The organism is Pseudomonas sp. PDM28 (assembly GCF_019219115.1).
Classification (GTDB): Bacteria; Pseudomonadota; Gammaproteobacteria; order Pseudomonadales; family Pseudomonadaceae; genus Aquipseudomonas; species Aquipseudomonas laurylsulfatiphila.
Map to the genome: position 1 here is coordinate 1 of NZ_JAHUWG010000009.1, position 14,606 is coordinate 14,606.

The 14,606-nt window shown below is 59.1% G+C and carries 11 protein-coding genes and 1 tRNA gene; 6 read left to right on the forward strand and 6 right to left on the reverse strand.

Features of this window, described 5'->3' with window-relative positions; genetic code table 11:
• Window positions 1-379 precede the first annotated feature (379 nt).
• From KW841_RS20355 to KW841_RS20365, 3 genes are all read right to left on the reverse strand, one after another.
• Window positions 380-706, reverse strand: a complete 327-nt coding sequence (locus KW841_RS20355; protein WP_003178899.1) for an Arc family DNA-binding protein — start codon at window positions 704-706, stop codon at window positions 380-382.
• 412 nt (window positions 707-1,118) lie between these two features.
• A complete protein-coding gene (locus KW841_RS20360) occupies window positions 1,119-1,298 on the reverse strand; it encodes a PA3371 family protein (protein WP_218479482.1) in 180 nt (59 codons plus the stop codon).
• A 21-nt stretch (window positions 1,299-1,319) separates the two neighbouring features.
• Entirely contained in the window at window positions 1,320-1,553 is a 234-nt protein-coding gene (locus tag KW841_RS20365) for a hypothetical protein (protein ID WP_218479484.1), read from the reverse strand.
• 290 nt (window positions 1,554-1,843) lie between these two features.
• Between KW841_RS20365 and KW841_RS20370 the strand changes: the two genes are divergently transcribed.
• A tRNA-Arg gene (locus KW841_RS20370) sits at window positions 1,844-1,920 on the forward strand.
• Window positions 1,921-2,639: 719 nt separating this feature from the next.
• Entirely contained in the window at window positions 2,640-6,779 is a 4,140-nt protein-coding gene (locus KW841_RS20375) for a DUF5801 repeats-in-toxin domain-containing protein (protein WP_256357904.1), read from the forward strand.
• 285 nt (window positions 6,780-7,064) lie between these two features.
• On the opposite strand, the gene KW841_RS20380 is transcribed toward KW841_RS20375, so the two are convergent.
• Both KW841_RS20380 and KW841_RS29745 read right to left on the reverse strand, forming a co-directional pair.
• Window positions 7,065-7,778 (reverse strand): response regulator transcription factor, encoded by a 714-nt coding sequence (locus tag KW841_RS20380; protein WP_218479488.1) that lies wholly within the window; start codon window positions 7,776-7,778, stop codon window positions 7,065-7,067.
• Entirely contained in the window at window positions 7,775-7,903 is a 129-nt protein-coding gene (locus KW841_RS29745; RefSeq protein WP_256357896.1) for a hypothetical protein, read from the reverse strand. Before KW841_RS29745 ends, KW841_RS20380 begins: the two co-directional genes overlap by 4 nt.
• Window positions 7,904-8,517: 614 nt before the next feature.
• Here KW841_RS29745 and KW841_RS20385 point away from each other — a divergent pair.
• From KW841_RS20385 to KW841_RS20400, 4 genes are all read left to right on the forward strand, one after another.
• On the forward strand, window positions 8,518-10,122 hold the full coding sequence (locus KW841_RS20385; protein ID WP_218479489.1) for a tetratricopeptide repeat-containing response regulator: 1,605 nt from the start codon (window positions 8,518-8,520) through the stop codon (window positions 10,120-10,122).
• Entirely contained in the window at window positions 10,119-10,811 is a 693-nt protein-coding gene (locus tag KW841_RS20390; RefSeq protein ID WP_218479491.1) for a sensor histidine kinase KdpD, read from the forward strand. Before KW841_RS20385 ends, KW841_RS20390 begins: the two co-directional genes overlap by 4 nt.
• A 201-nt stretch (window positions 10,812-11,012) precedes the next feature.
• Window positions 11,013-12,257, forward strand: a complete 1,245-nt coding sequence (locus KW841_RS20395; protein ID WP_218479744.1) for a glutamine synthetase family protein — start codon at window positions 11,013-11,015, stop codon at window positions 12,255-12,257.
• A 70-nt stretch (window positions 12,258-12,327) separates the two neighbouring features.
• A complete protein-coding gene (locus KW841_RS20400; RefSeq protein WP_218479493.1) occupies window positions 12,328-13,716 on the forward strand; it encodes an MFS transporter in 1,389 nt (462 codons plus the stop codon).
• A gap of 63 nt (window positions 13,717-13,779) precedes the next feature.
• On the opposite strand, the gene KW841_RS20405 is transcribed toward KW841_RS20400, so the two are convergent.
• A complete protein-coding gene (locus tag KW841_RS20405; RefSeq protein WP_218479495.1) occupies window positions 13,780-14,526 on the reverse strand; it encodes a flagellar brake protein in 747 nt (248 codons plus the stop codon).
• Window positions 14,527-14,606 lie beyond the last annotated feature (80 nt).

Below are 14,606 nucleotides of genomic sequence, written 5' to 3' on the forward strand. Positions count from 1 at the left end.
GCGTTATCGTTAACGACCATCGCTGGCAAGCCAGCTCCCACAAGGGGCCGTGCCCACGCTGAAACTGTAGGAGCCAGCCTGCTGGCGATGGACTCAAGCGCGCCGCGTTTATCCAGTTTGCCTGCGTTATCGTTAACGACCATCGCTGGCAAGCCAGCTCCCACAAGGGGCCGTGCCCACGCTGAAACTGTAGGAGCCAGCCTGCTGGCGATGGACTCAAGCGCGCCGCGTTTATCCAGTTTGCCTGCGTTATCGTTAACGACCATCGCTGGCAAGCTGGCTCCCACAATGGACCGCGTCTGTAGGAGCCCATGCTCAGGCCAGTGAAATAGCCAAAAAAAAAGCCAGCGATCAGGCTGGCTTGAGCTTTCTGGCTGAATCAGGACGCGTCGGCGGCCATTTCAGCGTCATGAGCGATCAGCGAAACCAGAGCGTTCTGCTGTCGATGTGAGAGTTGGCGGAAGCGTTGCAGCAGCTCCCGTTCGTGCAAGGAAAGCTCCGGGCTGTCCAGGCGCATGCTCAACTCTTCTCCCAGTGCGCCTTCCTGAATAAGACTCTGCTCAAGGCGCGCAATGATTTCGGAGTTCATGCTGCGATGATGATTGCGAGCCACTTCGGCAATGCGTTCACGCATTCCGTCTGGCAGACGTACGACGAACTTGTCAGCCGTACGGCTGGAATAAATTGCCTGTTTCAATGGGCGCATATATTTAACCGGTTAGTTCAGGGGAGCGGTTTTCGGGATTGGCCGCAGGATGTCTGATAGGACAAGCTCTCTGACCAAATGTTCAACCTGAATTGATAGAGGCGCGCATCATGCCTCAAACAAGCCAGATCCTTGGCGTCAATTCTGTGACAAATATTGAACTGGATAAAGGCGTTCTGCCAGCACCAATTATCAGAAATGCGCACTGGTTTGAAAAGTTTGACCGGGCCGTTTCGCTTGGTGCTCTCTCCGACCGACGAAAGGTCTCTGGCGGGAAGAAAAAGCGGACTCGATCCCTGCTCCTTGCCTTTACAGAATAGTGGCAAATGGCCGATTTACTAGGGGAGGTGGTATTGAGGGGCTGAATTCAGGATGGAAGACAGGCCCTTGCACTGAATCTGCCAAGCCAGGGTCAACGCAGGACCGGATCAAACTTGATCTTGCGTCCGGCAATCAATGCGAGCACGAATAGAGCGGTGAATACACCACAGACGATCAGGGGGAGGGTGACGACCATGTCCTGGGTCAATGACAAATGAAAAATGCCGCTCAACAAGGCGAGGATGAAAAAACTCGCGGCTGATCTGGACATGCGGTGCTCCTGGTGGGGGATTCAAAATACCAAACGTTCGGCCGGCGGGTTCGGCACCGGGATGTTTTCCTGGCTGACCTCCTGGCTGACAAAGCCGTGCTGGTCGCTTATCGCTGCCAGCTGCGGAGCCTTTTGCAATTGAAGGTAATGCGGGATGCGTTGGGCAATCTGCGTAGCGCTGCTTTCGGGAAAAAAATGAAATCCCAGTAAAACTGCCAGTGCGAGTGCATTCGAGAGTAAAAGGGCGCATTTCATGGCGCGGACCTCGGTTGTTCTGTGAGAACAGCAGAAGCAGCTCGCATGCCAGAGTCTATCGACAATTAAATTCTTTAAAAACAATGAATTAAGTTATTTTTGGTAAGGCTCCATATTGCATTTTGCAATGATAGCTTTTTGCAGTGATGCAATTTGCACGGTAAACAAGTCCGCGCCCGGCCGAGGCGTCTGCCTACACTTAAAAAGCCCACGGACGACATGACAAAAGCCAGCCCGGCCGTTAACATGCACGCCGTCCATCGCACCGCGTTTCTTCGCGGTCGACTTGTGTCTCAGTAGCTCAATTGGATAGAGCATCCCCCTCCTAAGGGGAAGGTTGGCAGTTCGAACCTGCCCTGGGACACCATATTCTTCAGTTCCCCGCCTGTTTCAACGCTTCCTTTTCACGACTTGTAGATAAAACTCGACAGATTCAGGTGCCCTGGATTTATCGAAGCCATCAACCCTGTCTTCGCGACTTTCCGTCCTCCTCTCCCACGTAGTCTGAATCTCCCATTCCGTCTGGGAGTTTCCGCGGATGTGCGGCCTGCAGTGCTTGTTCATAGTTGGACCTATAGATCAGAAAATGGTCCAAGGTCGACCTCCGATGACTGGACCCCCGCTCAGGAGAAAGTCATGGCTATGCGCAAGAGAACCTCATCGCTAACGAATGACCTGACCAGTAACGCCGGTGACCATCCTTCACCCGTCAGCCACGACTGGACTTTTACCTACATTCCGACCGTCACCACCAACCTTAAAGACTACGCACCGGGCAGCACTGCCATCATCACGGCCAGCGGTTTCGCTGCCGGCAGCACAGTCACGCTCGAAGTGGACCACGCCGTCGGTGCTGGCGCGGATAGCGTGTGGGGCACGTCCGACGATGTGCTCGATACCAACACCGGCGCGGGTCACGAGCCCTGGTCCGTGACCGACGGCGGTGCCGGCGATCTCGACGGCCAGGTCAACGGCAGCGTCACCACTTCCTGGTACGTGAATCCCGACGACTCAGCGGGCGCAACGTTTCTGCTAACCGCGGCCTCTGCGGGCGTCGATGGAGTGATCGGCAGCGGTGACGACGCCATGGCGACAACTTCGTTTACGGACAGCGTTTTGGGCGTCGTGGCGACTGGCGAGGACGTGACACTGGACGAAACGGCCGGGTTGCAGAACGCCACTGCCACGCCAACCCCTGCGGGGGACGCTGACGACAACGACATTCTGGTGGCGTCCCTGCCTTCGACCTTCACAACCCGTTTAGCCGCACTGGGGGCAGGTACTGCCACGGGCGCGGCCTTGAGTGGCTATACCGGTGCCGCGGGCAACACGGGCAGCAATGCATTCACCATCACCGCTGACCCTGGAGCCACCATTACCGATATCAGCTTCGTCGGCAGTTCCGGTGCACCGCTCAATGGCGTGGACAGTGGACTGGATACCCTCGATGGCACCAGCATCCTTCTCTATACAGATACGAACAACAACATCGTCGTGGGCCGAGCCGGGAGCGCAACCGGCGCGATCGTGTTCGCCGCCTATATAGAGGAAACCGGATCGCCGGTCACGGGCGGCAAGATCTGGACCGTGGAGTACCAACCACTCAAACATCCCGTCGTGACGAATGCCGATGATTCGCTCAATCTGGCGGATAAGGTTTTCATCGGGGCCAGCCAGGACCTGGAATTCAGCCTGGCCAATGCGCCGTCCGGTCAGAACCTCTTCCTGATGTTCACGAAGGCGAACCCGAACGTTGTCGATGTCGCAGGTGTGTTGCGGATCACGGATCCCACCATCATCGCCACCGGCAAAGACCCCGCAGACCAGTCAAGCGGCGTCAATATAACGACTGGCGACACGATCAATACCAGTCAGGCGGGGGGGCCGACCACCTTCGGTACCAACAATCAGATGATTGTGGAGCAAGAGGGCATCCGCTTTTCGTTCGTCACGGGTGCCAGGCAGAATGTGACCATTCCCAACCTGGACCAGAACGAAGCCGATGTTGAATCCAACGTCGACTTTACCGGCGTCTTCAATGCGAAGTCGGCCAGTTTCGACGTTGTGCAGTTGCAAAGCGGCAAGAGTGCCGTGGTAAGGGTCAGCGCATTCAGCACCGCTGCTGAACCCGGCACGAATTTCATCAATGGGTATGGGAATGATGCGTCGGTGGCCATCAGCAATGTTCGCGTCTTCAACAGTACCGGGCAGGTGATCGAAAATTCAAACGGCTCGGTGAATGATCCGGCCATCACCATCAGCTTTGCAGCAGGGGTTGCAACCATCACCGGCGTTAAAGCCGGCTACCAGATTGAATACACCACGACGTCGGACCACAACCGCGTGCTTGTCGAGAACGGGGCGGCCGTCAATGCCAAGGGCAATGAGCACGCCGATTTTGATATCGGTGGTTTCACGCTGGTCCAGGCCTCTATTTCGAAAGCCGAAATCGGCTCCAGGATCATCTTCGACGACGATGGCCCGAGCATCAGCACCACTGGTACGGAACCGACGCTGACGGTGGACGAGACGGTGCTGGCGACCAACGATACCCAGAGCTTCGCCGCCAACTTCAACTCGGCGTTTGGTGCTGATGGTGCCGGGACGCTGACTTATGCGCTGGGCATGGTGGCCGGGGCTTGCGGGCTGACGGACACGGCCTCGGGCGAGGCAGTCAACCTGTCGCTCAATGGCGCCGTGGTCGAAGGGCGTACAGCCCTCGGCAACCTGCTGGTATTCACGGTCAGCGTGACCGCCGATGGCAGCGTCACGCTCGACCAGCTTCGCGCCGTGGTCCATCCCGACCCAACCAATCCGGATGATTCGACGAGCCTGACCTCGGACAACCTGGTGACGCTGATCGCGACCAAGACCGACGGGGACGGCGACAGCGCCCAGGCGACCCTGAACATCGGGCAGAACCTGGTGTTCAAGGACGATGGGCCGAGCATCACCACCACCGGCGCGGAGCCCACGCTGACAGTGGACGAGACGCTGCTGGCGACCGACGCCACTCAGAGCTTTGCCGCCAACTTCAACTCGGCGTTTGGCGCCGATGGGGCAGGCACCCTGACCTATGCGCTGGGCATGGTGGCCGGAGCCTGCGGGCTGACGGACACAGCCTCGGGCCAGGCGATCAATCTGTCGCTCAATGGCGCCGTGGTGGAAGGGCGTACAGCCCTCGGCAACCTGCTGGTGTTCACGGTCAGCGTCGCCGCCGATGGCAGCGTCACACTCGACCAACTCCGGGCCGTGGTCCATCCCAACACAACCAATCCGGATGATTCGACGACGTTGACCTCGGACAACCTGGTGACGCTGACGGCGACCATAACCGACAAGGAGGGCGACAGCGCCCAGGCGACGCTGAACATCGGGCAGAACCTGGTGTTCAAGGACGACGGGCCGAGCATCAGCACCACCGGCGCGGAGCCAACGCTGACAGTGGACGAGACGCTACTGACGACCGACGATACCCAGAGCTTCGCTGCCAACTTCACCTCGGCATTTGGCGCCGATGGGGCGGGCACGCTGAGCTATGCGCTGGGCGTGGCGGCCGGGGCCTCCGGGCTGACGGACACGGCCTCGGGCCAGGCGGTGACCCTGTCGCTCAATGGCACCGTGGTCGAAGGGCGTACGGCCACGAGCAACCTGCTGGTGTTCACGGTCGGCGTCGCTGCCAATGGTAGCGTCACGCTCGACCAGCTCCGCGCTGTGGTGCATTCCGACCCAAACAATCCCGATGATTCGAAGACGTTGACCTCGGACAACCTGGTGACACTGACCGCGACCAAGACCGACGGGGACGGCGACAGCGCCCAGGCGACGCTGAACATCGGGCAGAACCTGGTGTTCAAGGACGACGGGCCGGCACTCAGTTTCGGCAACCTGATCGGGACCGGTAGCGTCCTTGCGCAATCCGGGTTCTGGAATATGGCAACGGGAGCCGACGGGCTGGGAGCGGCCGGTCTGGATATCTCGTTGGTCAATAACCAGTTCACCCTCGTCAGGCCAGACAACACGACCACGACCGGGACCGGTACGCTCACCGAGCTGGCGCAGTCACCGGATGTCAATGGCGCGTACCAGTTCGCCGGAACCTTGACCGGTGATTTCGACAACAATGCCGCGACGGCGAATACCACCGTCGACTACACGTTGACCGCCTATGCCGATGGTCGCTATGCACTGGATCTGGTGCAGGGCTTCAGTTCGACGATCGTGCTCAGCAGTGCCGACGGCTCGCTCGCTGCCGGCGGCCCGGACTCGGTGCGCACATTGTTGATTCCTCAGACGAGTAACCCGGCTATTCCTTCGACATCCGAGGAGATCGTGTTCTTTTCCGCGAAGGCGCTTGCGTCTACTGCGGACATCCTGACCGGCATCGGGCTCGGAGCACCCGACCCCACCGAAGCCACGCTACAGACCAACCCCCTGCCGTCGTACATAGACCCGGCGGCGATGAACGTCAGCACGTCCGGCATCGGCGTCGGCAACAACGTTTTCCAGGGCGATAACCTGGCGGCAATCAGCACCGCCGATGAAAGTTTCGTCATCAATCCAGAGAGCCTGCTGACGGGCATGAAGGTCTTCATCGACAACTCCGTGGCGGGCTACAACACGGCGACCGAGGACCTGTACTACAGGATCTACTATGCCGATGGCTCGAATTCGAGCCTCGTCGAGGTGAACACCCTGACGCCGGAGGCTGGAGGGCAGGTGTCCTTCCTCGTGCAGAAGGAGGGCGCGACACTGATTGACGCTGTCCAGCTGACGATGGGTCGGGGCGATGTCAAGATCCCGGTGATCCAGTTCATTCAGCAGAGCGAGAGTCTGGCCAGCGATGTCCAGCTGGCGTTCAGTGCGACGTTGACGGACAAGGATGGGGACTCGGCGACGAGTACGTTTGCCGCCAACCTGTTCGCCAATGACCCGGCCAACGCAGCCTTCGACTTCTCGCTGGTGGGCACGATCGGTAAGCAGGATGCGTTCAACATCGATCTGTCAGTCAATGAGAATCTGTACCAGGTCAGCGGCTTCGATGTGGGCTCAGGCACGCAAGACAAGCTGGTGCTCAACGGTGATCCGAACGCTGTTGTCCAATCGATCAACAACGCCGGCGCAGACGGCGTCGTGACGGTTGCCGAGACGGGCGGTCAAACAACGACCATCACCTTGGTCGGGGTCGATGTTCAGAGTACCGATATCTTTTTTGGCAGCGCCTGAGGCTTTGCGCGCATGAAAGGATGCGGGGGTGGCGCAGGAAACCACCCTCGCAATCTCTTTGCAGTTCTGATGCGCGATTCCCATGATCCTATGCGCTGTGAGCTGGCGAGCAGCACAAGGCTTGAAGAGCGCGCAGGGTAGGTGCAGGTGGGCGAGGCAGGATTTACCGAGAACGACATCAGTCTTGCGGGGGCACTCTGTCCCGGGCCAGTGACAAGTATGGTGGAGCAGTGACGGCCTGGCCCCTGAAAGTGAGGGGCAGACCGCCTTGTATCGACCTGAAATTCAATCCAGTTCCACCCAGGCGGACTCTGTCGGCGCTTCGTTGGTGAGCCCATGTTTCAGCGCATACATCAGCAAGTCGATGCGGTTGATCAGATTAAGCTTTTGATAGATGTTGCTGAGGTGGTTGTGCACGGTGTGCTCGCTGATCCCCAGGCGCCCGGCGATGCTTACATATTTGGCGGACGGTTCGCCCACGATGGCGCGAATCAGCTCTCTCTCGCGCAGCGTCAACCGCGCCTGTTTTGCCTGCTCCAGATTGCACTTCATGGGTATATGCCCGTTCGCGGCATAGCCGGAAAGGCCGCCGGCCCAGGCTCTATCCATTGCGCAGTCGCTATGGTGGACCTTGAGGATGGCCTGGATAATCGATTCCGTCGGGTCTTCCGCCAACACGATGCCGCGAGCGCCGGCCTCTATCGCTTGGGCAGCGGGGACAACTTCGTACAGGCCCTTGAGCAGCAGCACTTTCATTGCGGCGCTACGGGTGAGTCCGGCGACGACATCCAGGGGATTCAGCGCATCCGGAAAGAAACTGAAAAAAATGACATCGGGCCGCAGCTGATCGGCAAGATCCAGCGCCTGGGTATAGGTGGTGGCCTGTCCTGTCACTTCCATCCGGGGCTTTCTGGCATTGATCAAGTCGTGAAGGCCCATGAGTACGAGGGGGCGACAATCGATCAGCATCACGCCAATTGGCTCTTTTGGGTCAGTCATGATCTTCCTGACCTCCTTGAAAAACCAATGATGGCCTCCACCGGCAGGCGGTGCGAACGTTTCCAGAAGGCAGCCAAGGCCCGGGAGAGCAGATAAATACGAATAATTATCAGTGGTTTGCGCATGATGATGTGCTCCCTCCCGCCTCTCAACTGATTCTAGGTCAAGCCGGAGCGCTACCTGCCCGGCCATCCATCAGTCCTCAATCCAGGTCGGGTGCGGACAGGCCTATCCGATGCTCTCGAGAAGGGAGAGTAGCCCTAGAAAATCAAGGTATTAGGCCTGCCATAGATGGCCAATGGCCAAGATCGGATCCACATCATGGTCGTCAATTAATCGACGAGTGGTGTTAACTTAGGAGCGCTAATATCAACATGGTCAATTAATCGGCGAAATCCGCCTGGCCAGCCGCTTGGTTATTGCGGTGTTCATGTATTGCCGCTGTTCATGAATCAGCACGTTTTTGTGCGCGATGTCTCGTTTCCAGAAACGCCTTCACCTATTCAGAGTGAGCATTGGGGGTAGTTCTCAAGGGAATGCCATGGCTGGCCGATAACCCGGACAGTGACGAGCTTCTTCATCTGTGGTGGTCAGTGCATGTGCTGACTGGCGATGAGAAGCTGTTTGATGGCTAATAGCTACCAGTTATCATCTGCGCGCCAAATCAAGGGCTGCGAAGCTGAGTCCGTCCGTGTATTTGCCTTTGGGTTCTCCTTCTTAAATTGCCTGGAAATCTTCGATGCTGTCGTATCACCAAAAGCGTTTTCTGATCGTCGATGATTTCTCGGACTTCCGCAGTTCGGTTCGCTCGATGCTGCGCGAACTGGGCGTCAAGGAAGTGGACACTGCCGATACCGGCGAACAGGCGCTGAAAATGTGTTCGCAGAAGGCCTACGATTTCATCCTGCAGGACTTTCACCTGGGCGACGGCAAGAAGAACGGCCAGCAGGTGCTCGAAGACCTGATGGAAGAAAAGTTGATCAGCCATGAAGCGGTGTTCGTGATGGTCACCGCCGAAACCAGCCAGGCCATGGTGCTCAGTGCGTTGGAGCATGAGCCCGATGCCTATCTGACCAAGCCGTTCAACCGTTCCAGCCTGGCCCAGCGCCTGGAGCGCCTGGAGCAGCGCAAGACCTTGCTCAAGCCGATCCTGCAGGCCCTCGACCGGGGCAAGCCGATGGAGGTGCTCAACGCCTGCATCGCCTTGTGCAAGCAAGACATCCGTTACTCGCCGTTGTGCCTGCGCTATCGCGCCGATGCCTTGCGCGACCTCAATCAGAACGAAGCGCTGGAGCGGCTGTACGACGGCATCATCGCCGACCGTCCGTTGCCTTGGGCATTTGCCGGGTTGGGCAAGTTGCTGTTCAAGCGCGGTCAGGTCGGGCAGGCCAAAGGTATTTACGAAAAAGCCCTGAAAGTGTTCCCGATGATGCCGTCGCTGTACGACGGCATGGCTGACGTGCTGGTCGCCGAAGGGGATACCAAGGGTGCGCAGCGCGTTCTCGAGGAAGCGATCCGCCTGTCGCCGCTGGCGGTGCGCCGGCAAGCGTTGCTGGGCAAGCTGGCAATGACCAACGAGGACTTCGATACCGCTTCCAAAGCCTATCGTCAGGCTGTGGCCCAAGGCGCGCAGTCACGTTTCAAGGACCCTGAAAGTAACCTCGGCCTGGCTCACGCCTTGATCAGCAAGGGCAGCGACAGGGGGCTGGATACCCGCACCCGGCTGGAAATCAACACCACGCTGAGCGCAGTGGCCAAGGACAACCCTGGCGACCCTGGCCTGCAAATTCGTGCACGCTTGATGAAGGCCACCAGTCTGCTGATCAACGATGCGGAAACGGCCGACAAGCTCACCGAGCAGGCCCTGTTGCGCCTCGATGGCATGGAGCAATTCATGAGCGCCGAAGCAGCGTTATTGGTGGCCAAGCAGCTGAAAATGCTCGGGCAGTCCGAGGCCGGCACCGCGATGCTGAAAAACTGCGTGGAAATTTATGGCGACGATCCGGCGGTCATGAAGGACATCGCCAAGCAGACCGACGACCCGAGCATCCTCAATTCCGGCAACGCCGCCGCAGAACTCAACCGTCAGGGCGTGCGCGTCTACAAGACCGGAAATCTGGTGGAGGCCCGGCAGGTCTTTCGCAAAGCCCTGGCCATGCAACCGAAGAACATCAGTATTGCCCTGAACATGGCGCAGTCGTTGTTGCACGGCACCGATACCAGCGTCGCTTCGGCGGAGCTGGAGGAATGCCGGACCTGCCTGAAAATGGTCGGCCTGATGCCCGACACCGACGCGCGTTTTCCACGTTACCAAAAGCTCAAAAGCAAGGCGTTTGGCCAATGAACGACAACGAACAGGCACTGGACTTCTCTACGGTGATCGCCTCCACCGTGCATGACATGAAGAACTCGCTGGCCATGCTGATGCAGGCCCACAGCCAGTGGCTGGCGCGATTGCCGGAGTCGGCGCAGCAGACGCCGGAGCAGGGCGTGATCGACTTCGAGTTCGCCCACCTCAACGGCATGCTGGTGCAGTTGCTGGGGCTGTATAAGCTCGGCGTCAACCAGATGCCGCTGCAACCGGCCTACCATGAGCTGGACGACTTCATCGAAGCGCAACTGGCGTGTCATCAAGAGGTGTTCGCCAGCCGCGGCATCATGGCCACCTATGAAGTGGACCCGCTGAGCCCGCTGGGTTTCTTCGACCGCGAGTTGATCGCGTCGGTATTGGCCAACTGCATCAACAACGCCATTCGTTTTGCACGGCATGCCGTTCTGATCAGTGTCAGTGACGAAGCCGGGCAACTGGTGTTGACCATCAATGACGATGGCGAGGGGTATCCGGCGCAGATGATCGAGCGTCAGGCCGATTACGCCCAGGGCATCAATCAAAGCACCGGCAGCACCGGCCTGGGCCTGTACTTTGCCGGACGAATTGCCGCACTGCATCAACGCAACGGCGTGGGCGGGCACACCGAAATCAGCAATGGCGGTCCGTTGGGCGGTGGGGTGTTTCGTCTTTACCTGCCCTGACAGGCCGCATATTTATCGACGCTGCTTGAAATTCCGAACACGCGGAGCCTATTTTGTACGGTCGCCGTTCGCGGCCCGCACAATAACAAGGATAGCGTCATGACGACCGTTGGCCTGAGTTCACTCGCGCAGCGATTGACGGGCATTGATGAAGTTGAATGTGTCACGCCGGATTTGAATGGCGTTCCACGGGGCAAAGTGATGACCTCCGAGGGTTTTCTCGACGGTCGACGTTTGCAGCTGGCGCGGGGTGTGCTGCTGCAATGCATCATGGGCGGATACCCGCCGGCGCGGTTTTACGGCAGCGATGATGGCGACCTGGCGCTGATTCCGGACCCTGCACAAATCCACCGCTTGCCCTGGAGCAACCCGCCGCGTGCTTTCGCCATTTGCGACGCGAACGAACTGGGCACTACCACCAGCTCCAACCTGTCGACCCGTGGCCAGCTCAAGGCGGTAATTGCCCGTTACGCGGCCCGCGGCCTGGCGCCCGTGGTGGCGACCGAGCTTGAGTTCTTCGTTTTTGCGCCTAACACCGACCCGACTCAGCCGTTCCAGCCACCGGTGGGGCAGGACGGTCGCCGCGAGGACGGTCAGTCGGCGTTCAGCGTCAGTTCCAATAACGGCTTGCGGCCGTTCTTCAACGAAGTCTACGCGTGCATGGCGGCGCTGGGATTGCCTCGCGATACCTTCATGCACGAGATGGGCGTCAGCCAGTTCGAGATCAACCTGCTGCATGGCGATCCATTGCTGCTGGCCGACCAGACGTTCCTGTTCAAGCACCTGCTCAAGGAAGTGGCTCTCAAGCATGGCCTGAGCGTGGTCTGCATGGCCAAGCCCTTGGCGCATACGCCGGGCAGTTCGATGCATATCCACCAGAGCGTGGTCGAGATCGATTCGGGGCGTAACGTGTTCAGTGACGAGGCGGGGCAGGAGACGGCCACCTTCCGCCATTTCATTGCCGGTCAGCAAATGTGCATGGCCGACTTCACCGCGTTGTTTGCGCCGAACGTGAACTCCTATCAGCGCTTGTGCCACCCTTACGCCTCGCCGAACAATGCCTGCTGGTCCCACGACAACCGGGCGGCCGGCCTGCGAATCCCGGCCAGTTTGCCGGTGGCCCGTCGGGTCGAGAACCGCTTGCCCGGGGCCGATGCCAACCCGTATCTGGCGATTGCCGCAAGCCTGGCGGCAGGGTTGCATGGCATCGAGAACGCATTGGAGCCGAGCGCACCGATCCAGGGTGAGTTCGAAGTACCGGACAATCTTTCATTGCCGTGTACCTTGCATGCGGCTCTTGAGCGTCTGAAACGTAGCCAGTTGGCCAAGGAACTGTTCGGCACGGAATTCATCGAAGGCTACATCGCTTCGAAGACCCTGGAGCTGACCAGTTTCCATGATGAAATTACGCCCTGGGAACGACGTGTTTTAGCCACCCAGGCCTGACGATCTGTCGACATCCGGCTATCGTTTAGCGATAGCCGATTCTCACTGCAAGGAGCCGCTCGGAACGCCGATGCGCCAAATCTGGAAATCCTTTCGAGCACTGTATTTCGCCTCGCTGATGATGTTGATCGGCTCGGGCCTGTTGAGTACTTACCTGGGCTTGCGCCTGGCGGCCGACCATGTCGACAGCCTGTGGGTCGGTGCGTTGATGGCCGCCAACTATTTCGGCCTGGTGCTGGGGGGCAAGATCGGACACCGCTTGATCGCCCGGGTAGGGCATATCCGGGCCTACTCGGCCTGTGCCGGGATCGTCGGCGCGGCGGTGCTCGGCCATGGCCTGGTCGATTGGCTGCCGGCCTGGCTGTTCCTGCGGGTCATAGTGGGTCTGGGCATGATGTGCCAGTACATGGTGATCGAGAGCTGGCTCAATGAGCAGGCCGATGCCAATCAGCGCGGCATGGTATTCAGCGGTTACATGATCGCTTCGTACCTGGGCCTGGTACTGGGGCAGCTGATTCTGGTCATGCACCCGGCGCTGGGGCTGGAACTGCTGATGCTGGTCGCCCTGTGTTTTGCGCTGTGCCTGGTGCCTGTGGCCCTGACCCGGCGGATTCACCCTGCACCCTTGCATCCTGCGCCGATGGAGCCACGGTTCTTTATCAAGCGTGTCCCGCAATCATTGAGTACGGTGCTCGGGGCGGGCCTGATTGTTGGTTCGTTCTACGGTCTGGCGCCGCTGTATGCCTCGCAGCAAGGGTTGTCCACGGAGCAGGTCGGTCTGTTCATGGGTAGCTGCATTTTTGCCGGGCTGCTGGTGCAGTGGCCGTTGGGCTGGTTGTCCGACCGCTACGATCGGGCCGTGCTGATCCGCAGTTTCGCGTTCAGCCTGGCACTGGCTGCACTGCCGCTGGCGATCATGCCGCAGGTGCCGCTGGAGGTATTGTTCATCGCCGGCTTCCTTTGCTCGCTGGTGCAGTTCTGCCTGTATCCGTTGGCGGTGGCGTTCTCCAATGACCACGTCGAAGGCGACCGCCGGGTGTCCCTGACGGCGATGTTGCTGGTCACCTATGGCGTGGGTGCGAGTATCGGACCGCTGGTGGCAGGTGTGCTGATGAAGCTGTTTGGCAGCCAGATGCTCTATGCGTTCTTCAGTTTCTTTGCGTTGGTGCTGGTGTGGCGGATTCGCCCGAAAGCGGTGACCAACCTGCATCAGGTCGACGATGCACCGCTGCATCACGTGGCCATGCCGGACAATATGACGAGTTCGCCACTGGTGGCCTGCCTCGACCCGCGTGTCGATGAGCAGGTGGTGCAGGAGCAGATGCACACTCCGGTGAGTACCGGGCCAGATCCTGAGCCAGCATCTGAACCTGAACCTGTCACCGAAACTGAAACCGATCAGCCGCCGCAGGACCCTGATACAGGGCGGGACCCTAACTTCAGCGAAGCCAGGCCTTAAAGCCGGGGCACAAAAAAACGGGCAGTCACCGCAAGGGACTGCCCGTTTTTTATTGATGCTGTATCAGATGTCGTCTTTGTCGAAGCGACGCGCTTCACGTTGCAGCTGGTAGACGAAACGTTCGACCTGACGCTGCACCAGTCCGCTCATGTTGTGGAAGCGAACGCCGGCAAAGGTGGTGGAGATCTTTTCTTCGAAGTGCAGATAACGCAACTCGACCGGCGCCGTCATCTTGCCAAAGGGCAGGTCGGCGTTGAAACGGTCGTACACCTGGCCCAGTTGCAGGCTGCCCGTGATGTCGCCGTCGAAACGCAGTTTGCAGCCGGTAGCGGAAATATCCAGCAGCTTGCCACTGATGGGGGTCTTGAGCTTTTCGCCGTCGAGATTGACGTTGACCAGTTGTGCCAGCTTCAATGCCGCGCGGAACGCATTGCGGCGCTGGTGGTACACCACTTCATCGGGCAGGGCGCCGCGATAGCAGCGGCTGCCACCGGATTCGTCGATGTTCAATTGGCCGTTGCTTTCCCAGGCAATGCGCACACCTTCGTGGAAGCCTTCGACCCTGAAGGGTTCGCCCGCCATCAGGTAGCGCTCGCCATCGCGAGGGATCATTTCGTCCAGGGCAATCATGTTGCTGTCACGGTCCAGTTCCACCAGATAGCTCTGGAAGCGCTGGCTGCGCTCGTGGAAGGTGATGATCAGTGGGTCATGGCTTTCGAGCAGCTGGCGCAGATTGCTGGAGATTTCCAAGGGCGTGGAGAGCACCTTGGGGGGCTGCGGAGCATCATCCACGGATAAGGCATTGGACACGGTTAATCAATCTCCAGACAAAATTTGACTACGACTGGCCAGCATTTTGCCAGCATCCTTCGCGTCTTGGATAGAGCGGG